Origin of the sequence: Serratia sp. PAMC26656 (genome assembly GCF_016469055.2) — a bacterium.
Taxonomy (GTDB): Bacteria; Pseudomonadota; Gammaproteobacteria; order Enterobacterales; family Enterobacteriaceae; genus Serratia; species Serratia plymuthica.
The window spans coordinates 4,899,038-4,922,374 of record NZ_CP150486.1 but is presented as its reverse complement, the minus strand read 5'-3'; the positions used below and the strand labels follow the sequence as shown (position 1 = coordinate 4,922,374).

Annotated in this window: 21 protein-coding genes; 10 read left to right on the top strand and 11 right to left on the bottom strand. The window is 58.2% G+C overall.

The window, feature by feature from the left end:
- The first annotated feature begins 220 nt into the window (after positions 1–220).
- From JEM67_RS24050 to JEM67_RS24035, 4 genes are all read left to right on the top strand, one after another.
- Positions 221–526, top strand: a complete 306-nt coding sequence (locus tag JEM67_RS24050; RefSeq protein ID WP_199635761.1) for a PTS sugar transporter subunit IIB — start codon at positions 221–223, stop codon at positions 524–526.
- A 105-nt stretch (positions 527–631) separates the two neighbouring features.
- Positions 632–1,951, top strand: a complete 1,320-nt coding sequence (locus JEM67_RS24045; RefSeq protein ID WP_199635762.1) for a PTS sugar transporter subunit IIC — start codon at positions 632–634, stop codon at positions 1,949–1,951.
- Positions 1,948–2,277, top strand: coding sequence for a PTS lactose/cellobiose transporter subunit IIA (locus JEM67_RS24040; RefSeq protein ID WP_004948247.1), 330 nt, complete (start codon positions 1,948–1,950; stop codon positions 2,275–2,277). Before JEM67_RS24045 ends, JEM67_RS24040 begins: the two co-directional genes overlap by 4 nt.
- The gene (locus tag JEM67_RS24035; protein WP_013814603.1) at positions 2,274–3,677 is read left to right on the top strand and encodes a GH1 family beta-glucosidase; all 1,404 of its coding nucleotides are present in this window, start codon (positions 2,274–2,276) and stop codon (positions 3,675–3,677) included. The genes JEM67_RS24040 and JEM67_RS24035 overlap by 4 nt, the downstream gene beginning before the upstream one ends.
- A 45-nt stretch (positions 3,678–3,722) precedes the next feature.
- Here the strand turns inward: JEM67_RS24035 and dkgA are convergent, their stop codons facing one another.
- Positions 3,723–4,547: a 2,5-didehydrogluconate reductase DkgA gene (dkgA, locus tag JEM67_RS24030; RefSeq protein ID WP_013814602.1), complete on the bottom strand. Its 825-nt coding sequence runs from the start codon at positions 4,545–4,547 to the stop codon at positions 3,723–3,725.
- Between the two features lie 291 nt (positions 4,548–4,838).
- A complete protein-coding gene (gene yqhD, locus JEM67_RS24025; protein WP_013814601.1) occupies positions 4,839–6,002 on the bottom strand; it encodes an alcohol dehydrogenase in 1,164 nt (387 codons plus the stop codon).
- A 194-nt stretch (positions 6,003–6,196) separates the two neighbouring features.
- Between yqhD and JEM67_RS24020 the strand changes: the two genes are divergently transcribed.
- A complete protein-coding gene (locus JEM67_RS24020) occupies positions 6,197–7,102 on the top strand; it encodes an AraC family transcriptional regulator (protein WP_199635763.1) in 906 nt (301 codons plus the stop codon).
- Between the two features lie 28 nt (positions 7,103–7,130).
- Here the strand turns inward: JEM67_RS24020 and JEM67_RS24015 are convergent, their stop codons facing one another.
- Positions 7,131–8,159, bottom strand: a complete 1,029-nt coding sequence (locus JEM67_RS24015; RefSeq protein WP_199635764.1) for a zinc-dependent alcohol dehydrogenase family protein — start codon at positions 8,157–8,159, stop codon at positions 7,131–7,133.
- Between the two features lie 108 nt (positions 8,160–8,267).
- Here JEM67_RS24015 and JEM67_RS24010 point away from each other — a divergent pair, with 108 nt between their 5' ends.
- Positions 8,268–9,194, top strand: a complete 927-nt coding sequence (locus tag JEM67_RS24010; RefSeq protein ID WP_199635765.1) for a LysR family transcriptional regulator — start codon at positions 8,268–8,270, stop codon at positions 9,192–9,194.
- Here JEM67_RS24010 and JEM67_RS24005 read toward each other — a convergent pair.
- Both JEM67_RS24005 and metC read right to left on the bottom strand, forming a co-directional pair.
- Positions 9,191–9,850, bottom strand: a complete 660-nt coding sequence (locus JEM67_RS24005; protein ID WP_013814597.1) for a DedA family protein — start codon at positions 9,848–9,850, stop codon at positions 9,191–9,193. The two genes, JEM67_RS24010 and JEM67_RS24005, sit on opposite strands and share 4 nt — an antisense overlap.
- Before the next feature lie 154 nt (positions 9,851–10,004).
- Positions 10,005–11,201, bottom strand: a complete 1,197-nt coding sequence (gene metC, locus JEM67_RS24000) for a cystathionine beta-lyase (RefSeq protein WP_199635766.1) — start codon at positions 11,199–11,201, stop codon at positions 10,005–10,007.
- Positions 11,202–11,703: 502 nt separating this feature from the next.
- Here metC and exbB point away from each other — a divergent pair.
- On the top strand, positions 11,704–12,675 hold the full coding sequence (gene exbB, locus JEM67_RS23995) for a tol-pal system-associated acyl-CoA thioesterase (protein ID WP_199635767.1): 972 nt from the start codon (positions 11,704–11,706) through the stop codon (positions 12,673–12,675).
- 3 nt (positions 12,676–12,678) lie between these two features.
- On the top strand, positions 12,679–13,101 hold the full coding sequence (gene exbD, locus JEM67_RS23990; protein WP_199635768.1) for a TonB system transport protein ExbD: 423 nt from the start codon (positions 12,679–12,681) through the stop codon (positions 13,099–13,101).
- A gap of 71 nt (positions 13,102–13,172) precedes the next feature.
- Here the strand turns inward: exbD and JEM67_RS23985 are convergent, their stop codons facing one another.
- From JEM67_RS23985 to JEM67_RS23960, 6 genes are all read right to left on the bottom strand, one after another.
- Positions 13,173–13,991 carry a shikimate 5-dehydrogenase gene (locus JEM67_RS23985; RefSeq protein ID WP_199635769.1) on the bottom strand — a complete coding sequence of 273 codons (819 nt, stop codon included), beginning with the start codon at positions 13,989–13,991 and terminating at the stop codon, positions 13,173–13,175.
- Positions 13,992–14,022: 31 nt separating this feature from the next.
- Positions 14,023–15,066, bottom strand: a complete 1,044-nt coding sequence (locus JEM67_RS23980; RefSeq protein WP_199635770.1) for a substrate-binding domain-containing protein — start codon at positions 15,064–15,066, stop codon at positions 14,023–14,025.
- 21 nt (positions 15,067–15,087) lie between these two features.
- Entirely contained in the window at positions 15,088–16,497 is a 1,410-nt protein-coding gene (locus JEM67_RS23975; RefSeq protein ID WP_199635780.1) for a sucrose-6-phosphate hydrolase, read from the bottom strand.
- Positions 16,497–17,867, bottom strand: a complete 1,371-nt coding sequence (locus JEM67_RS23970) for a sucrose-specific PTS transporter subunit IIBC (RefSeq protein ID WP_013814591.1) — start codon at positions 17,865–17,867, stop codon at positions 16,497–16,499. The genes JEM67_RS23975 and JEM67_RS23970 overlap by 1 nt, the downstream gene beginning before the upstream one ends.
- 68 nt (positions 17,868–17,935) lie before the next feature.
- Positions 17,936–19,345, bottom strand: coding sequence for a carbohydrate porin (locus JEM67_RS23965; RefSeq protein ID WP_013814590.1), 1,410 nt, complete (start codon positions 19,343–19,345; stop codon positions 17,936–17,938).
- Positions 19,346–19,535: 190 nt separating this feature from the next.
- Positions 19,536–20,465 carry an aminoimidazole riboside kinase gene (locus tag JEM67_RS23960; protein WP_013814589.1) on the bottom strand — a complete coding sequence of 310 codons (930 nt, stop codon included), beginning with the start codon at positions 20,463–20,465 and terminating at the stop codon, positions 19,536–19,538.
- A 612-nt stretch (positions 20,466–21,077) separates the two neighbouring features.
- Here JEM67_RS23960 and JEM67_RS23955 point away from each other — a divergent pair.
- Both JEM67_RS23955 and JEM67_RS23950 read left to right on the top strand, forming a co-directional pair.
- Positions 21,078–22,793, top strand: coding sequence for a ShlB/FhaC/HecB family hemolysin secretion/activation protein (locus JEM67_RS23955; RefSeq protein ID WP_199635771.1), 1,716 nt, complete (start codon positions 21,078–21,080; stop codon positions 22,791–22,793).
- 10 nt (positions 22,794–22,803) lie between these two features.
- A complete protein-coding gene (locus JEM67_RS23950; RefSeq protein ID WP_013814587.1) occupies positions 22,804–23,334 on the top strand; it encodes a toxin-activating lysine-acyltransferase in 531 nt (176 codons plus the stop codon).
- Positions 23,335–23,337 lie beyond the last annotated feature (3 nt).

Here is a 23,337-nt window from a genome sequence, read left to right as displayed (position 1 = left end):
TGATAGCGTCAGCCGGGTAAAAGATCTTTAGCAAAAAAATGGCTGTTTTCCTGTGCGCCATGATGATGAATTCATTGCCGATGACAATTCTGGATCTTCCTCACATAACCCGATTAAATGATGAAACCGGTTACTGAAACCGGTTGCTGTTTTTTCGTATTTTCCACCATACTCATTTCTCAACTGAATCATTTGTACGCAATTAGCTTCAGGAGATCGGATGAAAAAGATATTTCTTTGCTGTGCTGCCGGCATGTCGACCAGCATGGTGGTGAGTAAAATGAAAAAGTCTGCCGAACAGCAGGGAATTGAGGTGGATATTATTGCCGTGGGCATAGACGAATTCGAATCTACGCTGGCTAATTACCAATGCTGCCTGCTGGGGCCACAAATTAAATATAAGCTGGCCGATTTTAAAGAGATCGCCGATCGGGAAAATAAACCGATTGCGGTTATTAACAGCATGGATTACGGCATGATGCGCGGCGATAAGATTTTGGCCGAAGCATTAGCGATGATCGCATAACACCGAGAGAAGCAGGGCCGCGTCACCTCTGTTGTACCGGGCTCTCCGGCCAGGGTTGAGCCGCTTTTTACCCCATTACTCACCAAACGTCCCGAGGGTTGAACCATGAGTATCAGCCAGGCCGCATTCAATTTCATCGAAAACCGCATCAGCCCGATTGCCGGTAAATTATCGACCCAGCGCCATATTATGGCGATCCGCGACGGTTTTATTTCCGCCATGCCGTTCATGATCGTCGGCTCATTTTTACTGGTCTTCGCCTATCCGCCTTTTGCCGCCGACAGCAGTTGGGGAATAGCCCAATGGTGGCTGGGTGCGGCGGAAAAACATCAGGTCGCCATTCTTACCCCGTTTAATATGACGATGGGCATTATGTCGATCTATATTACCGCCGCCATCGCCTACAATCTGGCGCAAAGTTATAAACTCGATCCCTTTATGGCGGCGATGCTGTCGCTGATGTCTTTTTTACTGGTCGCTGCGCCGCAGACCGAGAAGATGTTGCCGACCGCCGCGTTGGGCGGCGTGGGGATCTTCACCGCCATTCTGGTGGCGATCTACACCACCGAGCTGATCCGTTTCCTTAAAGTGCGCAATATCGGTATCTCGCTGCCGGAGCAGGTGCCGGCCAAAATCAAGCAGTCGTTCGATCTGCTGATCCCGATCCTGGCGGTGGTGATCACGCTGTATCCGCTCAGCCTGCTGGTGCAACACCAGTTTGGCCTGCTGTTGCCGCAGGCGATCATGGCGCTGTTCCAGCCGCTGATTTCCGCCGCCGACTCGTTGCCGGCGATCCTGCTGGCGGTACTGATCGGCCATCTGCTGTGGTTTGCCGGGATTCACGGCGCGGTGATTGTCTCCGGCATGCTGCAGGCGTTCTGGCTGACCAATCTGGGCATCAACCAGGATATGCTCGCGGCCGGCCAACCGCTGCCGCACATTTTTATGGAAGCCTTCTGGACCTTCTTTATCGTGATTGGCGGCTCCGGAGCCACCTTTGGGCTGGTGCTGCTTTATCTGCGCAGCCGTTCGGCACACCTGCGGTCGATCGGCAAGCTGAGCCTGGTGCCGAGCTGTTTCAATATCAACGAACCGGTGATCTTCGGCACGCCGATCGTGATGAATCCCACCTTCTTTATCCCGTTTATCACTGCACCGATCGTCAATTCGATCATCGCTTATGCGGCGGTGAAGCTGGATCTGATCGGCCGGGTGATCTCGGTGGTGCCCTGGACCGCACCGGCGCCGATTGGCGCAGCCTGGGCCACCGGTTGGGACTTCCGCGCAGCGCTGCTGGTGATGGTGCTGGCGGTGGTATCGGCGTTGATCTACTACCCGTTTTTTAAAGTCTATGAACAGCAACTGCTGGATCAGGAAGTGAGTGACGCGGATCCGATTGAACAAACGCAAGGAGTGACCGAATGATCGACATGGAAACGGCGGTAATGGAGCTGATCATCAATGCCGGCGAGGCGCGCAGCTGCGCCATGCAGGCGCTGTATGCGGCACGTAAATACCAGTGGGATCAGGTGGATATTCTGCTGGCGGAATCGCAGCTGGCGGCGAAGCGCGCCCACGCGACCCAGACTGAGCTGATCGGCTTTGACGAGGGGGAAGGCAAGCTGCCGGTCAACTTGATTATGGTACACGCGCAGGACCACATCATGAACGCCATGCTGGCGCGCGATCTGGTGGAAGAGCTGGTTAGAATTTATCGATTGCTGGAACAGAACGGAGTGCAAAACGCATGAGCGTATTTCCAAAGGATTTCCTCTGGGGCGCGGCGACCGCGTCTTATCAGGTTGAGGGCGGCCATGATGCCGACGGCAAGGGCTTGTCCAACTGGGATCTGTTTTCCCATCTGCCCGGTACTACCTATCAGGGCACCAACGGCGACGTGGCGGTCGATCACTATCATCGCTTCCGGGAAGACGTGGCGCTGATGGCCGAGCTGGGCATGCAAACCTATAGATTTTCGATCTCCTGGCCGCGGCTGCTGCCGCAGGGGCGGGGAGAGGTGAACGAGGCCGGGATCCGCTTCTACAGCGAACTTATCGACGAACTGCTGAAGCACAATATCAAACCTATGATCACCCTTTATCACTGGGATCTGCCGCAGGCTTTGCAGGAACAGTTCGGCGGCTGGGAATCGCGTGAGATCGTCGACGCCTTCGATGAATACGCCCGCCTGTGCTATCAGCGCTTTGGCGATCGCGTCGAGCTGTGGTCAACCTTCAACGAAACCATCGTGTTTATCGGCATGGGCTACATTACCGGCGCACATCCACCCAGGCTGACCGATCCGAAAAAGGGCATTCAGGCCTGCCACCACGTGTTTCTGGCCAATGCGCGGGCGGTGAAAAGCTTCCGCGAAATGGGGATCGACGGGCAGATCGGCTTCGTCAACGTATTGCAACCTAACGATCCGATCAGCGACTCGCCGCAGGATCGGCGCGCCTGCGAGATTGCCGAAGGGATCTTCACCCACTGGCTGTACGATCCGGTGCTGAAGGGAGAATACCCGGCGGAGCTGCTGGCGATGGCGCAGCAGGCGTTTGGCGTGCCGTATTTCGCGCCGGGTGATGAGGAGCTTCTGAAGCAGAACATCGTCGATTTTATCGGCCTGAATTACTACAAGCGTGAGATGGTGGCGCATAACGACGACGTGGACGGCTATGCCATCAACACCAGCGGCCAGAAGGGCAGCGGGCGCGAACTGGGCTTTAAGGGGCTGTTCAAACAGGTACGCAACCCGAACGGCGTTTACACCGATTGGGATTGGGAGGTTTACCCGCAAGGGCTGACCGACGCCATTGGCCGCATCGTCAAACGCTACGGCAATATTCCCCTCTACATCACCGAGAACGGGCTGGGGGCCAAGGATCCGATTGTCGACGGCGAGGTGCGCGATCAACCGCGCATTGATTATCTGCGCGATCATATTCAGGCGATCGGCGCGGCGATCGAACAGGGGGCCGACGTGCGCGGCTATTACCCCTGGTCGTTTATCGATCTGCTTTCCTGGCTCAACGGCTATCAGAAGCAATACGGTTTCGTCTATGTCGATCATAACGACAATCTGGCGCGCAAGAAGAAGCAGAGCTTTGGCTGGTATCAGCGGGTGATCGCCACCAACGGCGAGCAGCTATAGCGGGGAAATAAAATGGCCCTCTCGTTGGGGAGAGGGCCGGGAACATTACAGCGACTCGGGATCCGGCCCCAGGCGATTGCCGATATCCAGTTTGGCTATCTCGCTCAGTTCGTCTTTATCCAGTTTAAAATCAAATACCTCGAAGTTTTCACGGATGCGCGACGGCGTGACCGATTTCGGGATCACGATCAGGCCGCTGTCCAGGTGCCAGCGCACCACGATCTGCGCCGGGGTCTTCTCGTATTTGTCCGCCAGGTGTTTGATCACCTGCTGGTCAAATACCCCTTCGCCACCCTGTGCCAGCGGGCTCCAGGACTCGGTGGCGATATGATGGGTGGCATTCCAGGCGCGCAGCTGACGCTGTTGCAGCAGCGGGTGCAGCTCGATCTGATTGATTACCGGTGCGATGCTGGTTTCATCCAGCAGACGCTGCAGGTGCGGAATGTGGAAGTTGCACACGCCGATGCTCTTGATCAGCCCCTGCTCGCGCAGCTTGATCAGCCCGCGCCAGGCGTCGACGTACTGATCCTGCTGCGGTTTTGGCCAGTGGATCAGATACAGATCGACATAGTCCAGTTTGAGCTTTTCCAGGCTGGTTTCCAGCGCGGCCTGCGGATCGCCCTGATCGTCGTTCCACAGTTTGGTGGTAATGAACAGCTGCTCGCGCGGCACCGAGGCAGATTGCAGCGCGGCGCCGACCCCTTCCTCGTTCTTGTAGATCGCAGCGGTATCAATCGAGCGATAACCAATTTCCAGCGCTTTGGTCACTGCATTGGTGGTCTCTGAAATACTCGCCTGCCAAACGCCGAGACCCAACTGCGGCATCAGATTGCCATCGTGGAGTTTGATGATGGGTTGTTGCGTTGTCATGCGCGTCTCCTTGTGAACTGATTGCCCGGCACAGCATGCGCCGGAAAACGGCTATAAATAAATTCTAGTTGGCAAACCGGGGTGTTGCTGAGTTTGCTAACCAAATTTCAGCGGTTGCGGCACGGTCTGGTACAGGTCATGTTTTTCTCCCATTAGATTAACGAGACGAGGTCATGCGATGCGATCGGCAGCGCAGAGAAAGCGCTGAACTGCGCCCGGTGATCGGTCGGGCGCAGGGTGCAGAAACGGTAAATAGAAACTAAAGCCTAGCAGGAAATCGCCGGTTTGCGATTAACGCGCCGCTTCATAAATGCGTTGGCTGACTTCCAGGGTGATGTCCTGGTGTTCGCCCAGTGCGGTCATGCCGTGCTGATGCAGCTTGTCGAGCAGCGCCGGGATCGAGCTGCCGTCGAGCTGGTAATCCGCCATGCGGGTCGGTACGCCCATCTGCTCGAAGAAGGCGCGGGTAGCGGCGATGGCGCCGTCGATACGGCTGTCTTCGCTGCCGTCGCGCAGGCCCCAAACGCGTTCAGCGTATTGCAGCAGTTTTTCGCGCTTCTGCGCTTTTTTCTCTGTCAACAGGGCCGGCAGAACGATCGCCAGCGTCTGCGCATGGTCAAGGTCGTGCATCGCGGTCAGCTCGTGGCCCAGCATGTGGGTCGCCCAGTCCTGCGGCACACCGGCGCCGATCAGACCGTTCAACGCCATGGTGGCGCTCCACATCACGTTAGCGCGCACTCCGTAGTTTTCCGGCTCGGCGAGCGCGCGCGGACCGTCTTCCAGCAGCGTCAGCAGCAGGCCTTCGGCAAAACGGTCCTGTACTTTGGCGTTGACCGGGTAGGTCAGGTATTGCTCAAGGGTGTGTACAAAGGCATCTACCACGCCGTTGGCGATCTGGCGCGGCGGCAGCGAGTAGGTCACTACCGGATCCAACACCGCGAACAGCGGCTGTACGTGCGGCGAGAAGAAGTGTTGCTTGTCGCCGCTGCTTTTGCGGGTGATCACCGCACCGCTGTTGGATTCAGAACCGGTAGCCGGCAGCGTCAGCACGCAACCCATAGGCACCGCACCGGTGATCTGGCTGCCGACAGTTTTCAGGATGTGCCACGGATCGCTGTCCGCCTGATAATGCGCCGCGGCGGCAATGAACTTGGTGCCGTCAACCACGGAACCGCCGCCGACCGCCAGCAGGAAATCGATGTTTTCCGCACGTACGACGTCGACCGCTTTCATCAGCGTTTCGTAGGTTGGGTTAGGCTCGATGCCGGAGAACTCCAGCACGTTACGGCCGGCCAGTGCGGCATAAACCTGATCTAGCACACCGTTTTTCTTCACGCTGCCGCCACCGTAGGTGATCAGGATGCGTGCGTCCGCAGGGATCTGCTGTGCCAGGCCGGCAATTTGGTCCTGGCCGAACAGGATTTTGGTTGGGGTATGGAGAATAAAGTTTTGCATGGGGTAATTTCTCTTCTGCATGAGGCAAGCGCCGGCGGCGCAAAAATATCTGATGCGTATTGTCAGTAACTTAGCCTCGCAGCACAATGCACATTCCTGTGCAAGTCTTGCCTATTCCTACAAAGCGTTGTAGAAAAATAGAGTTTTAAACTATTATTTATGCCGAATTGTTCTGAGTGTAAGAGGGTATTTCAGTGATGGAAATTGATGAGCTGCGCTGCCGCATGGCGCGCCAGGCCGCGCGCTTTGCCGAGGGTAACGGCTATACGCCGTCGCCGGTGCCGCGGGTCAAGATCCTGTACGTTGATCGGTACTGCCCGCGTCAACCGGTGATGTATGAACCGGGGGTGGTGATCGTTTTTCAGGGGCACAAGGTCGGTTATTGCGGTAATAAGGTGTTCCAGTACGATCCGCGCAACTATCTGCTGATGTCGGTGCCGCTGCCGTTCGAGTGCGAAACCTTCGCCAGCCCGGAGCAGCCGTTGGTAGGGTTGGCGGTCAATATCGATACCCAGATGCTGCAGGACCTGCTGATCGACATCGGCGATGACGACTATCTGATGCAGCCGCGCCGGGAAAGCAGCGGGGTGAATCTGGCCGCGCTGTCGGAAGAGATGCTGTGCGCCACCGAGCGCCTGCTGGACGTGATGGCCAAACCGCTGGACGCCCGGGTGCTGGGGCCGCAGATCGTGCGTGAAATCCTCTATCACGTGCTACGCGGCTCCTGTGGGGCATCGTTGCAGGAGTTGGTCAACCGCCATACGCATTTTAGCCAGATCGCCAAGGCGCTGCGGCGTATTGAGAACCAGTATGCGGAAGGCCTCAACGTGGAGCAGCTGGCGGGCGAAGTGAATATGAGCATCTCGGCGTTTCACCATAACTTCAAGGCAGTGACCAACACCTCGCCGCTACAGTATGTGAAATCGTATCGGCTGCACAAGGCGCGTTTATTGATGGTGCACGACGGCCTGAAGGCCAGCACCGCGGCGATCCGCGTCGGCTACGAGAGCGCCTCGCAGTTCAGCCGCGAATTCAAACGCTTCTTTGGTGTGACGCCGAGCGATGAAATTGCCCGGCTGCGCGACAGCCCACTCGGTTAACGTCGGCTGCCTGCCGCCGGGCAGTGCCTCAAGGGATCAGCACGATCTTGCCGAAGGCCCCGCGGTCGAGATGATCGAGCGCCTGCGGCAGTTGGTCGAAGCGGTAAACCCGGTCGATCACCGGCTGCAGCCCGAGGGTATCCACGGCGCGCACCAGATCTTCCAGCGCGCGGCGATGGCCGACGCCAATCCCTTGAATCACCGGCGATTTCATCAGCAGCGGGCCGGCAGGGGCAGAGACTTCGAAGCCTTCGAGGGCGCCGATCACCGAGATGCGCCCGTGAACCGCCACGGCACGAACCGAATTGCCGAGGTTGGGGCCGCCAACGGTGTCAATCACGTGATCGATACCCTGGTCTTGCGTCAGTTCATACACGGCGTCCACCCAGTCGCCGTTCAGGCGGTTAATGCCGTGATCGGCACCCAGCGCTTTGGCACGCGCCAGTTTTTCATCGCTGGCGGAGGTGATGTACACCTCCGCGCCGTGTGCCTTGGCTATCTGTAGCGCGAACAGCGCCACGCCGCCGGTGCCTTGCACCAACACCGATTCGCCGGCGTGCAGGCGGCCTTGTTCCACCAGCGCGAACCAGGCGGTCAACCCGGCGCACGGCAGGGTGCTGGCCTGTACGTCGTCCAGCGAGGCGGGTGCTGCGGCCAGCCAGTCTTCGTGCACCACCACGTATTCCGCCAGCATACCCTGATAGAAACCACCAAGGGCGCGGTAGGGCGGTGTACGTGCGTCGCCGTGCGGCTTCTGTCGACCGTCGATCCAGCCTGGGCTGAAGGTGGAGATCACCCGATCGCCGGGTTGGAAGCGGCTGACGTCGGCACCGATGGCATCCACTTCGCCGGCCATGTCGGAGGCGGGGGTAAAGGGCTGCGGCAACGTCATCCCCATACCGGTTTCAATCACCATCTTGTCGCGGTAGTTGAGCGCCACCGCTTTCACTTTCACCCTGATCTCGTGCGGCCCCGGCTGCGGGATGGCGCTTTCGGTCAGTTGCAGGTGTTCACGCCCCAGGGCGGCCATTGTCCAGCGTTGCATTGTGTCAGTCATGATTCACTCCAAAGTCGGTAATAAGTAGACCTGTCAATATTATCGTTGATTGATATTCGCCAGTGGCGATAAGATTTCCTTTGATTGTTTCCTTCAGAGATACAAACCATGACCGATCGGTTGAACGGCATTTCGGTATTTGTCACCGCCGTGGGAGCGGGGAGCTTTGCGCTGGCTGCCAGCCGGCTGCATCTTTCGCGCTCGGCGGTGGGGAAGACCATCGCCAGACTGGAACAGCGGCTTGGCGTGCGCCTGTTCCACCGCACGACTCGCAGCCTGAGCCTGACCGACGACGGGGCGCTGTTCTACGAACGCTGCCTGCGGGCGTTGGAGGAGATCCGCACGGCGGAAACGCTGCTGGAATCGGGCAAACGAGAGGTCAGCGGCAAGCTAAGGGTAACGATGCCGGTGCTGTTTGGCCGCATCTGCATCGCGCCGCTGCTGACCGAACTGGCGCGCGAACACCCTGGGCTGGAGCTGGAGCTGTCATTTAACGATCGCGTCGTGGATTTGATTGAGGACGGTTTTGATCTGGCAATCCGCAACGGCGAGTTGGGCAACAGCAGCGGACTGGTGGCACGGCGACTCGGTAACCATCGCATGGCGCTTTGCGCCGCGCCGGCTTACTTGCAGCGCCGCGGTGAACCGCAGAACATTGAACAACTGGCGCAGCACGACGCGGTGGCTTATGTGCGTGCCGGCATGGTGCGCAACTGGTTGATCCCCGAAGCGGACGGCGTGACGCGGGAGATGATGCCGGGCACCCGTCTGCAGATGGATGATCTGCAGGCGATAGCGGATGCGGCTGTTGCCGGGTTCGGCATTGCCTGGCTGCCGTGTTGGCTGGTGCGCGGGCAACTGATTAAAGGTGAACTGGTGCGGATTATGCGGGATCGGCCAGGGCTGTTTTTCGACGCTCATGCGGTGTGGCCGCAGACGCCGCATCTGCCGTTGAAGGTGCGGCTGGCGGTGGATCGGTTGGCGAGCAAGTTGCCCGCCAATATGGAGTTGATTGAAGCGAAGCCTGTCGGTTAGGCGGAGGCGCGTTTTTTGCGCCAGATAACCAGCATGGCGCCCAGTAAGCCCACCAACAGCAGCAGCAGCGGCAGGATCATCAGCCCGGTCATCACCTGGCTTTCGTAGCGTTTCACCAGTGGGATCTGGCTGAAAGCGTAGCCGAGGCTGACCAGAGTGCCGACCCAAACTGCCGCGCTTAACCAGTTAAACAGATGAAAACGCGCGCTGTTCAGCCCAGAGATGCCGGCTATGGTCGGCAACAGGGTGCGAACGAAGCCGAGGAAGCGGCCGATCATCAGAGCCATCAGGCCGTGACGGCTAAACAGGTTGTGCGCGCGTTGGTGATACTGGGCGGGCAGTTGCAGCAGCCAGCCTTTCACCAGGCTGGTATGCCCCAACCAGCGGCCCTGCAAGTAGCTGAGCCAGCAGCCGAGGCTGGCGGCGAGGGTCAGAATAATCAGCGTGGGGATAAAAGCCATCACGCCTTTGGCGATCAATGCACCGGATAACAGCAGCAGGCTATCGCCGGGCAGGAAGGAGGCTGGCAGTAATCCATTTTCAAGGAAAAGAGTGGTGAAAAGTACGGCATAAACCACCCAAATTACGCTTGGATCGGCAAGGGCAATGAAGTCCTGCTGCCAAAGCGCATGAACAATCTCTCGTAATACATCCATTTTAAGTCCTGTTGCATGCCGGTTGCGCCCGGGGCCCCCTTCTCCAGGAGGCGGTGTTGACCGTATCTGACCATTACCCGCTTAGTGTACTGCTAATAGCTTAAGCACACATTAAACGAAGCAGAATAAAATTGGCAGCGCAACGGGCTGCGGATCAGCGTGCGTTGGCGATACGATCAAACCCTTTTGCGAGGTCGGCGATCAGATCCTGCACGTTCTCCAGGCCGATATGGAGGCGCACCAGCGTACCGGAAAAATCAACGCCGCCCGCCGGACGGATCGCCTCCAGCTCTTCCGGTTGGTTAGCCAGGATCAGCGACTCGTAGCCTCCCCAGGAATAGGCCATGCTGAAATGGCTGAAGTTATCCAGATAGTCGGCTAGTTGCTTGTCGCTGAGCCGTTGTTTCAGCACGAAAGAGAACAGGCCGTTGCAGCCGCTGAAATCGCGGCGGTAGAACTCATGGCCTTTGCAGCCGGGCAGTGCGGGGTGATTGATTACCGCGACCTCCGGCCGTTCTGCCAGCCAGTTGGCGACTTCGATACTGCTCCGCTCGTGCTGCTTCAGGCGTATGCCCAGCGTGCGCAAGCCGCGGCTTGCCATATAGGCGGTATCGGCGTCCACCATCTGGCCCATCAGGTAAGAATACTCGCGCAGTTGGTCCCAACAGCGTTCGTTGGCCACGGCGGTACCGAGCATGTAATCGGAGTGCCCGATAATGTATTTGGTGCCGGCCTGAATCGAAATATCGATATCAAAATCCAGCGCCTTGAACAGCACGCCGGCCGCCCAGGTGTTGTCGATCATGATCACCATTTCCGGCGCTACGGCGCGGATGGCCTGCACCATCGCCGGGATATCCTGAATTTCCATGGTGATGGAACCGGGGGATTCAAGAAACACCACGCGGGTATTGGGCTGAATCAGCCCGGCGATATCGGCGCCGATCAGCGGGTCGAAATAGGTGGTCGTCACGTTCATGCGGCTAAGAATATGGCTGCAAAAATCCTGTGTCGGCTCATAGACCGAACCGGTCATCAGCACGTGATCGCCGGCGCCGACAAAGGATAAAATGGCGTTGGATACCGCCGCCGCGCCGCACGGATAAAGCACGCAGCCCGCACCGCCTTCCAGCTCGACCATCGCATCCTGAAACGCGAAGTGGGTCAGGGTGCCGCGGCGGCCATAAAACAGTTCGCCGTGGGCACGTTGGGCGGTGGCGTGTTTCTTGGCCGCAACGGAGTCAAATACCAGTGAGGAAGCGCGCTGGGTGACGGGATTGACGGAGCCCTGGGTATAGCGTTTGCTGCGCCCGGCGGCGATCAGCGTGGTTTCGATATTTTTTGACGTCATAGGAATGGGCTCACTTTTACTGGCTTTTCACTGGCGTTTTTGCGATAGCCCTTAGGTTAACATGACATATAATAGCCATCCAGACGTTTTAACTTCCAGATATAGAAACGGCCATAATCCTCTGCCGGAGAGCGTTCTGGCACGCCATCATTCTGCGTGACGGCGTTTAACTCGCTCGCATATCGGCAAACGGACAGCCCACAGGCAAAAATGCTGTCGGCGCGCGTTTGTTGCATCTCTGTGGGCGAAAAGTAACGAAAAACCCGTTAAAAGGGGAGTAAAGGGCCTGACCGGCAGCGAATGGGCGAATGTTGCGGCTCCGACGCCGCGAGATCTTAAATATTGCCGATTATCAGGTGCGCCGTAAAACCCCGTCCTTCAGGGCGGGGAGGATGTCAATTGGTAAATAATAATGAGAACTACTATCAATCCCTGATTGGTTTGATATGATCACACGCTGAATTATTCCTCAATTTTGATCGGTAACGGGTGGAGGCACAGCGTGAAAACGGCTGGCAAGCATTTAAATCAAGGAGCGTTCGGCCAAGACCGGGCGCAATGGGGCAAGGCGTTAGGCCGTGGTCTGATCGCTTCAATGGTATTGGTGGTTGGGCTGGCCGGCAGCGCACAGGCTGCACCGGCGGCAAACCCCGCCGTGACCGAGAGCGTTGCTCCGGTCGCCGCGCCTTCCGCTTCAGCGCCTGAAAGCCTGACCCCGCTCAATCCGGCGCCGACCCTTCAGCCACCGGAAACCCGCGGTATGGATCTGTCCGTTTGGGGCATGTACCAGCACGCGGACATCGTCGTGAAGATAGTGATGATCGGCCTGGTGCTGGCGTCTATCGTCACCTGGACCATTCTGTTCTCCAAAGGCAGCGAGTTGTTCCGCGCCAAGCGCCGTTTGCGCCGCGAGCAACTGGCGCTGGCCAATGTGCGTACGTTGGATGAAGCCAGCGAACTGGCGCAGGGTTTCTCCGAAGAAAGCATCAGCGCGGTGTTGCTGAACGATGCGCAAAACGAGCTGGAACTGTCGGCGGAGTCCAACGACAACAACGGCATCAAAGAACGTACCGGTTTCCGTCTTGAGCGCCGCGTAGCGGGCTACAGCCGCAATATGGGCCGTGGCAACGGCTTCCTGGCGACCATTGGCGCTATCTCGCCGTTCGTCGGTCTGTTCGGTACCGTTTGGGGTATCATGAACAGCTTTATCGGCATCGCCCACTCGCAAACCACCAACCTGGCCGTCGTCGCGCCCGGCATTGCGGAAGCGCTGCTGGCGACCGCGTTGGGGTTGGTCGCCGCGATCCCTGCGGTGGTGATTTATAACGTCTTTGCCCGCCTCATCAGCGGCCATCGTGCCCAGGTTGGTGATGTGGCGGCGCAGGTATTGCTGCTGTCGAGCCGCGATCTGGATCTGGCCGCGACGGCAGAGGCCAAACGCTCACAGCATTCACACCAACTGCGGGTGGGGTGAGTTATGGCGATGCGCTTAAATGAAGATCTGGACGACAGCGGCGAACTGCATGAAATCAACGTGACGCCGTTTATCGACGTCATGCTGGTGCTGTTGATCATCTTTATGGTGGCCGCGCCGCTGGCAACGGTAGATATCCGCGTCGATCTCCCCGCTTCTTCAGCCAAACCGCAGCCGCGCCCGGAAAAACCGGTGTTCCTGTCGGTGAAAGCGGATAAGCAACTGTACGTGGGTGAGCAAGCGGTCAGCGCCGATCAACTGACGGTGGTGCTGGATCAGCGCACTCAGGCGAACAAAGAGACCACCATCTTCTTCCAGGCGGACAAGACCGTGGACTACGAAACGCTGATGAGCGTGATGGATACGTTGCGTAAAGCCGGCTACCTGAAAGTGGGGCTGGTGGGGATGGAAGGCGCCGCGAAGTAGCGGGCCGGATATCGCTAACGATGAGAAGGGCGCCAAGGCGCCCTTTTTCTATTTCAATGCTTTGATAGAATTCAGCCGCGAGCATGCGCCGCGGCGCGGGCGATCTGCTCATCGGTAGGGCGCACGCCGGTATAAAGCACAAACTGCTCCAGCGCCTGCAATGCAATCACTTCCGCACCGGTGACCACCCGTTTACCTTGTTCGCGTGCGTTGCGAATCAGCGGGGTTTCCGCCGGCAGCGCCACCACGTCGAAAACGATTTTCGCCGCTTCGAGGGTTGCCGGGGTAAAGGCCAGCTGTTCCGCCTCTGCGCCGCCGGCCATGCCGATGGGGGTCACGTTGATCAGCATATCCACGGTTAACTCCCCGACTTCCGCCAGCCACTGATAACCGTAAGCGCTAGCCAGCGCCTGGCCTGCCGCCGCGTTGCGGGCGATGATGTGACCCCGTTTGAAACCGGCGTCGCGCAGGGCGGCGATCACCGCCTTTGCCATACCGCCGCTGCCGCGCAGGGCGAAAGTGGTCTCCGCCGGGATCTGATGCTGTGCCAGCAGTTTGGCGATGGCGATATAGTCGGTGTTATAGGCCCGCAGGAAGCCGTCGTCATTGACGATGGTATTGACCGATTCAATCGCCGTGGCGGAAGCGTCCAACTCATCGAGGAAGGGAATGCAGCTCTCTTTGAACGGCATGGAGACCGCGCAACCGCGAATACCCAGAGCGCGCACGCCGCCCACCGCCGCCTGAATATCCTGGGTGGTGAATGCCTTATAGATAAAGTTCAGATCCAGTTCCTGGTACAGATAGTTATGGAAGCGGGTGCCGAAGTTGCCAGGGCGGCCGGCCAGCGACATGCACAATTGGGTATCTTTGTTAATCTCGCGACTCATGATGGGCTCCTTAATCGGGGAAAACCTGAATTTAGGGCTGGCCGAGCAGGGCCTTCGAACCGGGGTGACGCCAGTGGATGCTGCCCGGCAGATATAACGCATTCTGCGCCAACGGCTGCTCGTCGATAAGCTGGCTGACCATGTTGAAACTGTGCTGGGCCAGGGCGCGGCAATCCTGGGCTACGGTGTCGATTTTCAGCGTCAGGCCATCGAACAGGTAGTGGTCGTCGAAGCTGCAAAGGTGCAGGTCGCTTTCCATCAACTGGTGCTGATTCAGGTAGCGCAGCACCCCTTCCAGCAGGCCGCAGGCGGCGGTAAACAGCGCTTTCGGCGGCCGGCCAAGCTGCGCGCAAAGCTGAGCGAACATCTCGTAGCCGGAGCTGGGGTGGTAATTGCCGTTGATGATCCATTCCGGTTTACAGGTTACCCCGGCGCGTTCAAGACCGAGCTGAAAACCGGCCAAGCGATCGCGCGTTGGCGAGATGCGCGGCTGGCCACCGAGGAAATAAAATTCGTCAGGATGCTGGCGCGCGACGTTTTCCACCAGCGTGGCGGTCGAGGTCAGTGAGTCTGTCATCACCAGCGGCAGCGCGGAGCCGGTGATCAGGCGGTCCATCTGCACCACCGGCAGGCCGGCGTTAATCTTTTGGTATTCCACATCGCTGAGCTGGCTGGAAGCGACAATCAAGCCGTCGACCTGACGTTGCACCAGGCTGTTCACCGCCATCATTTCCTGCGCCGGGTTTTCATCGGAGCAGGCGATCAGCAACTGCAAACCCGCCTCGCGGCAGAGGGTTTCCAGCTCGCGTGAAATCACGGCAAAACCGTAGTTGGTCATCTCCGGCACGACCAGCCCCAGGGTATGGCTGCGGGAGGATCGCAGCGAACGTGCGTGGAAGCTAGGCTGATAGTGGTGCTCTCCGGCCAGCGCCAGAATACGGTCACGGGTGTCGTCGGACACCCGATATTCTTTGCTGCGTCCGTTAAGCACCAGGCTGGCGGTCGATTTCGACACGCCGGCCAGCGCGGCAATATCACTGATGGTTATGCGTTTGTTTTTTTTCACTGGCGGCATCTGAGTTCAACGGGAGATGCGTCATTCTAGCATGCATGGCGTCAGCGGCCAGTGCTCCAGTGCAAGCTGCGTCTCACCGCTCAAACGCAGCAACGATTGCGGGCCAGGGAAGTAGCGTGAGCTCATGACCCCTTCGCCGTGGTTGATAAAAATCTCCACGCTGGAGCTGTCGAACAGCATTTGCAGATGGGTGACCTCACCGCGCCAGTAACGGTGTTCAGGCTGCCCGTTGCGCAGGTTGTTGCGCGTCAGACGCAGCAAGGCACCGTCCCAACTCAGCGTCATCGTATCGCCAAAGTCGGCGCTGAATGCGCCGTTGGGCGTCAACAACACTTCGGCACTGTCGACCGGCCAGACAGGGGCGTTATCCGCCATTCCCTGCCATTGGCTGCCCTCGCCGCGCAGCCGTTGCAGCTCGCGCGCCGGCTGTTGGTAAAGCTTGCCGTTCTGCAAAGAAAGTTCGCGCGGGCAGGTCATGGTATGGATCCAGCCGTATTGCAACGTCGGGTGACTGGCTTCGTCCTGCTCCGGTACGCCCATCCAGCCGACCAGCAGACGGCGGCCGTCTTCGGCCAGCGTGGTTTGCGGCGCATAGAATTCGAACCCGGCGTCCAGCTCGTGGAATTCGCCATGTTCAAAGGCCGCCTGCCGATAATCCAGCTTGCCGGTCAGATAGCCCGCCTGGTAAACGTTGAGATAACGTTCGTCCTGCGCCGCCAGCCCTTGCGGGCAACAAATCAACACCTCGGCATCCGCCAGCGTGAACAGATCCGGGCATTCCCACATATAGCCGAAATCGCCCATGCCGTTCAGCTGTGTGCCGGCAATCTCCCCCAACAGCTGCCAACTGCGCAGATCGGCGGAGCGCAGCAACAGCACCTTGCCGCGATCCTGCAGGTCGCGGGCGCCGAGCACCATGTACCAGCTGTCTTGGTGGCGCCAAACCTTGGGATCGCGCACGTGGCCGCTGTAGCCTTCCGGCAGCGGTAGCACCGGGCCGAGCTTGTCATACCCGCCCTGCGCATTTTCCAGCGCCAGGCACTGGTATGCGGTGCGAGAACCGTCGGGGTATTTTACGTTGCCGGTATACGCCAGCATGATTTTGCCGTCTGCCACCACCGCCGAGCCTGAGTAACAGCCGTGGCTGTCGTAACAAGCGCCGGGCACCAGCGCCACCGGCTGATGCTGCCAGTTGAGCAGATCCGTCGATTGCCAATGGCCCCAGCATTTGTTGCGGTGATCGCAGCCCAGCGGGTTCCACTGATAGAACAGATGATAAACCCCATTATGCTGAATAAACCCGTTGGGGTCGTTCAGCAGGCCGACGCTGGGGGCCAGATGCCATCCCGGGCGATGAGGATCGCGCAGCGCCAGCGGCATACCCGTCATCAGCGCCTGAACGGCCTGTTTCATCAAATTCAGTTCTTCCATCATTCACTGTCCGTTTTGTATTTCAGCAGCAGCGAGAGCGTAAAGGCGCTGCCGAAGGCGATAACCAGACCAATGATGTAGCTCAGCAGCGAACTGGCCTGCACGATCGCCAGCCCCGGTATCGCCGTCAGCCCGACGGCGTTCATGCCGACGTGATTGGCCACCACCCAGGCACCGCCGAGCGCGCCACCCACCAGCGCAGCCAGGAAGGGTTTCACAAAGCGCAGGTTGATACCGAACAGCGCCGCCTCGGTAATGCCGAGCATGGCGGAAAAGGCTGAAGGCACCGCAATGGCTTTAATCTTGGCGTCGCGGGTTTTGAAATACACCGCCAGGCAAGCGCCGCCCTGGGCGATATTGGCCATCGACCAGATCGGCAGCAGGAAGTTTACGCCGATTTTCGGGTTGCCAAGCAGCCCGGCCTCGACGGCGTGGAAGCTGTGGTGAATGCCGGTGATGACGATGGCGGAATACAGGCCGCCGAACAGGAATCCGGCGAACCAACCGGCGTGGGCAATCAGCGTGCTGAGCACGAAGGAGATGCCGTCACCCAGTGCGCGCCCGGCGGGGCCGATAAACAGCATGGCGACGAAGCCGGAGATCACGACCGTCAGGAATGGCGTCAGGATCAGGTCCAGCGCGTTGGGGATCACTCTGCGCAGCTGCTTTTCCAGCACGCTCATAAACCACACCGTCAGCAGCACCGGGAACACCGTACCCTGATAGCCGATCATGGCGATATCGAGTCCGAAGAAATTCATGGTGTGGAAACCGCCCGCGACGCCCCAGGCGTTGGTCAGCGCCGGATGGGTCAGGATGCCGCCCAGCGTGGCGCCCAGATAAGGGTTGCCGCCGAATTCGCGCGCGGCGGTGAAGCCGATCAGGATAGGCAAGATGATAAACGCCGCCGAGCTGAACATGTCCAGCATCACGAACAGCGCGCTGTTCGCGTCGGCCCAGCCGTAGGTTTTCACCATGCCGAGCAGGCCCATCAGCAGGCCGGAGGCGACGATAGCCGGAATGATCGGCACAAAGATGTTCGACAGCAGGCGGGCGATACGTTGCAGCGGGTTGAGTTTTTTCGCCGCGATGTCGGCGGCTTCAGACTTGCTGGATTCGCTGACGCCCGCCGCCTTGATAAATTCCGCATGCACCTTGTTGACCAGCCCGGTGCCGAAAATCACCTGGATCTGCCCGGCGTTGCTGAAGCAACCCTTCACCCCGTCAAGTTTGCCGATTGCAGCTTTATCCACCTTGCTGTCATCCACCAGCACCAGCCGCAGACGGGTGGCGCAGTGGGCGGCGCTGGCGATGTTCTCTTTGCCGCCAAGCAGCGGCAAGAGCGCGTTAGCGGTTGCGGTAATGTCCATGTTTTCTCCCTTAATAAATCAAAACACCGCCGCGGCTTTCCGCGGCGGAAATTAGTCACCAGCCTGCGTCAGAAGAAGTACTTGAATCTGGCGCGCACACCGTAGCGCTGATCGTTATTGGCGTTGGCTATTTTGTTATCGGCATTGGCTTCAAGCATCGAGACGTAGGCCCCGAGGTACAAGTTGAAGTTCTTCATATTCATGATATTAGGTATCTGATACGAAGTATGGATGGTGTGAATGTCATACTTGCCCGGTTCACTGAGCGGGTTATTGATGTCGGCCGCCATTCCGGCAGTATTAAACTCTTTGATGTCGTTGTGGGCGTAGATATATCCCACTTCGAAACGACGCCACAGCACGTTGATGCCGGCGGTTAAGTCTTTTTCGCCCGACGCGTCCAGATAGGCGGTACTCAGGTTGGCGACCACACCGTTGTCCGGATTGGCGGCGGTGTTGTTCCAGGTCATGGTCATGCCATAGCCGTTACGTTTGGACTGGTCGACGAATTTTCCCTGATTGTCCTGATACCCATAGGCATTGTTGACCACGTTGCTTTCCATCGCCACCGCCGCGCTGAACTGGTCTTTCTTCCAGGCGAGCACCGGCCGCAGATAGGCCACGTTTTTCTTATTATCCAGACTGTTGCCGTGGTAGGCCCTGTCCTGGAACAGTGAGGAACCGTCTTCCACCAGCGTATTGAGCTCGAAGTAGAAGTCGCCGGCGTATTTGCTCAGCATCAGGTTGCCGCCGCTGCTGCTGCGGCCGCGGCCTTCTTTCATCATGTAGATATAGCCGAAGCCATCGGCATACAGATCGTTGGCGGTATTGCCGGAATACTGGATGAAGGTGTCTTGATTGAGCGGGAACATGTCGTAGGCTTCAAAGCGCCCGATTTTGGTCTGCCAGTTCTTTTCGTTGCCGAAGAAGAAGGCGGCATCATCAAGGTTCATTTTACCGGTCATGTCGGCCAGCGGTTGTACGCTGAAACCGGAGAAGTTGCCGTCCTGGTTACGACGGTAACCGTCCACGCCGACCAGAATACGGCCATTGATATCCCAACGCTCTTTGTTGCCCGGTTTCCAGTCCTTGTTGTTGCTGGTTTTCAACGAGGTAAGCTGGCCGCTGCGGCTGGCACCGTCGAGGTTGAACTCGACGTCGCCATACAGTTTCAGATCGTTAAAACCGTTCAACTTCAGGCTGGAAGCCGGCGCAGCCTTGGTTTCCAGCGTCGCGGTACGCTGCGCAACCTGTACGGTTTGCCGCTCGGTGTTGGCGGTGCGTTGTTCCAACTGTTGTGCGTGACGTTCTGCCGCCGTGGCGCGTGTTTCGGCCTGGGTGGCACGTTGTTCAGCCTGTTGCAGCCGTTGTTCCATCGCATTCAGGCGTGCTTCGATACTGCTGTCGGCGCCAGCCGCCGCTGCAGAGGTGGAAATGAGGAGCCCTGTAGTTACAGCCAAATAGCTAAGTTTTTTCATGGTTCTCTATCATCCGGGTAAAGTTGTTATTGTTTTTTGCTAAATTGCTAAACCGGTTTTTCAAGATGAAAGATAAAGAGTTGAACGGCGGCTGGCAATCAAGTTTGCTAACCCGATTCAGCTATTGTGATCGAGTGCGCAAATTCGGCCCAGCAGTGGAAAACGGTGAGCCTGGCCCACCGTTATGGGTTTAGCGCTGAAGGAAATCTTTTAACTGTTCTGAGGTAGGCAGAGCGGTCATGGCGCCTTTGGCGGTGGTAGCCAAGGCACCGCAGGCTTGGGCCTGGGCGATCACCTCTGGCCACTGTTCATCCTGTGGCAGAGCGCCGAGTTGCGCCAGCGCAGCCAGCAGACCGGAGACAAAAGCGTCGCCCGCGCCCGTGGTGTCGATCGGGACGATCAAGGGGGCGCGGAAATGGCGGATCTGCTTGCCGTCATGCACGCATACGCCATCGCCGCCCAGCGTCACCAGCAGCAAACGCAGCGGATAACGCTGCATCATCCAGTCGATGGCGCTTTCCAGCTCACCGATATTGCTGATAAAACTCAATTCTTCCTGTGAGATTTTGACCACGTGCGCCAGCAGCAGCGCCTTTTGCAGGCAGGGGCGCAGCGCTTCCGGTTGGCGCCAGACATCTTCACGAATATTAGGATCAAAACTCACCCAGCCACCGGCCGCCCTGATGTTCTCCATCGCGGTAAAGGTGGTGCTGCGGCTGGGCTCTTGCGACAGGGCGATAGAGCAAACGTGCAGCCACTCATCCGCTTTGAACTCAGGCAGATCTTCAGGTTGCAGGAACAGATCGGCGCTGGGGGTGACCATGAAAGTGAAAGTGCGTTCGCCGAGCAGATCGAGATCCACCACCACGGTGGAGGTGTGATGCTTGTCATCCTGAGTCATGTGGCGGATATCTACCTGCTCTTCGCTCAGCACCTGCTGCAAGAATGCGCCGAAACCGTCTTTGCCGACCCGGCCGATAAAGGCGCTATCGCCGCCCAGACGGGCGATGCCGACCGCTACGTTGGCAGGCGCGCCGCCGGGGCATTTGAGATAACTGTTTGAATTTTCAGGAACCAGATCGACTACAGCGTCACCCAGCACCCATACGCGATTTCCCATGATCAACCTCTGTTTTAACCTGTGTCAGATGGCGAGCTAAAATAGAAGAACCGGTTTAGCAATGCAATGAAAGAATCCGCAAAGGCCCTAAATCCGGGCGCTGGAAGAAAGGATAGAGAGCCAGTTACCGTCTTCTGGAATAAGGGGGGCAGGTTGATAACGCTGCCCTGGGAACCTTAAATTACGGCCAGCAACGCTGCAGCTCGAAATAGGATGAATATAATCAAAAGGTAGAAGGTGGATTAATAATAATATCATTCATCACGGTGATTAATTCGCGAAAAAATGCGCTTGAAATAGGAAATGTCTTAAATTTATGGTGTTATCTGGCAATGATTAGTCATGATGAATAATTGCATTGTTGGCATGCAATTATTCCTAATTATTTTTAGTGGGTATCTTTGTTTTTTTATTATTTATTTAATATAAACAGCTGGTTATATTAATATTCAGCGCGAGGGCGCTAACCTCTCGGATTATTCATACCACGTATTTGTTATCCGGCGCTCATTATTGGCCAAAATAGGGTTGATCCCGAGCTATTCACGCGCATAATGTTCGCGTTTATTTACAATTCTTATCATTTATTTGTCCTTCGACAGGGAAAACGTCATGCGCCTCTCTGCTTACTCTTCGCTCAGCCTTGCTGTGTGCAAGGGATGTATTCCATTGGCTTCCGTTGTCTTGCCGCTGTGTATATTCAATCAACCGGTTCTGGCGGCAGCGCCAAATGGCGATCAGCTGATCATACAGCAGCAGCGGCAAAAAGCGCTGGAACAGCAGCTAACGCCCCCGACGCCGGATGTGCGGCTGTCGCCGCCTTCGTCCGGTTTTGGCCACATTGCGTTCCCGCAGGAAAAACCCTGCTTCCCTATCGAACAGGTCGTTCTGACCGGCCAGGACAAACTCCCGCATTGGCTGCCGTTGCAGCGCATTGCCACCCAGGCGCAGGGCCAGTGCCTGGGCGGGCAGGGCATCAACCTGTTGATGAGCACGCTGCAAAACCGGCTGGTGGACCACGGTTATATCACCACGCGCGTGCTGGCGCCGACGCAGGATCTGAAAAGCGGCAAGCTGCGGCTGGTGGTGGTGCCCGGCTATGTACGCCAGGTGAAACTGACGCCGGACAGCGGCCGCTACATTCAACCCTACAGCAGTTTCCCGGCTCATGCCGGCAACTTGCTGGACTTGCGTGATATCGAGCAGGGGCTGGAAAACCTGCAGCGCCTGCCGACGGTGCAGGCCAACATGGAAATCATCCCCGGCGAGCAGCCCGGCGAAAGCGATATCGCCCTGAGCTGGAAGCAAGAACGCATGTGGCGCGTTGGCGCCTCGCTGGATGACTCCGGCACCAAGAGCACCGGTCGCTATCAGGGCGGCCTGACGCTGTCTTTGGATAACCCGTTCTCGCTCAGCGATCTGTTCTACATCTCCGGCACCACTGACCTGCAAAACCAGGGCGGCAGAGGCACCAAAAACATCACCGGCCATTATTCGGTGCCGTTCGGCTACTGGATGGCCGGGGTGACTGCCAACAGTTATGACTATCACCAGACCATCGCCGGGCAGAATCAGGATTACCGCTACAGCGGCAAGAGCAAGAACCTGGATTTCCAGCTCAGCCGGGTGCTGCACCGTAACGGCAGCCAGAAAACCACGCTGACCTATGACGTGCTGGCGCGCGAATCCAGCAACTACATCAACGATACCGAAGTGGAGGTGCAGCGCCGCCGCACCTCCGGCTGGCGGCTGGGCTTGCAGCACCGCCATTACATCCAGCAGGCCACGCTGGATGCCGGCGTCAGCTATCAGCGCGGCACTCGCTGGTTCGGCGCATTGCCTGCGCCGGAAGAGACCTTTGGCGAGGCCACGGCGCTCAGCAAAATCGTGCAGCTCAACGCCCAGCTTGACGTGCCGTTCAGCCTGTTCAGCCAGGACTTCCACTACAACGTGCAGTACCAGCGTCAGATCAGCGATACCCCACTGACGCCGCAGGATCAGTTTGCTATCGGCAACCGCTGGACGGTACGCGGCTTTGACGGCGAACGCACCCTGAACGCCAACCACGGCTGGTTCGTGCGCAACGATCTGGCCTGGCGCACGCCGCTGCCGGGGCAAGAACTGTACCTGGGGGCCGACTATGGCGAAGTGGGCGGTTACGGCACCGATTACCTGGTCGGGCAACACCTGGCGGGTGGGGTGGTCGGCCTGCGCGGTTACGCCTTCAAGGTGGGTTACGACCTGTTCGCCGGCGTGCCGTTCTCCAAACCGGACGGCTTCAGCACCAGCCCGGTGACGCTGGGCTTTAACCTGAGCTGGAACTACTGAGGGAACGACGATGCGCATAGGTGACTACGATATTCGAGCGCCGCTGATCCTCGGCGGCGATGACAGTGAGGCGGAAGCCTTTGGCGCGGCGGTATGGTTGTGGATGCATTCGCCGATGCACCGCGATGCGCCGTTGCACACCCTGCCGACGCTGCTGTTGCCGATCATCAAGCGGCAGCAATATGTGCTGGCGTCACACCAAAATCAGCCGGTGTTTTTCCTCAGTTGGGCCTGGATGAATCAAGAAGCCGAGGCGCGCTATTTGACGCAACCGGCGATAAACATGCAGGAAAATGACTGGAACAGCGGCGATCGTCTGTGGTTCTGCGATTGGATCGCCCCGTTCGGCCACACGCGGGAAATGCGCAATCTGATCGCCCGGGATATTTTCCCGCAGTTCTGCGTACGGGCGCTGTACCACCGGGGCGCGCAGCGCGGCAAACGCGTCGTGAACTTTAAAGGCGCTCAGGTCAGCCACCAGCAAGCGCAGCAATGGTGGGCGAACCACCCGTTAGCCGTCGAGCCGTCGGACATTCAATAAGGA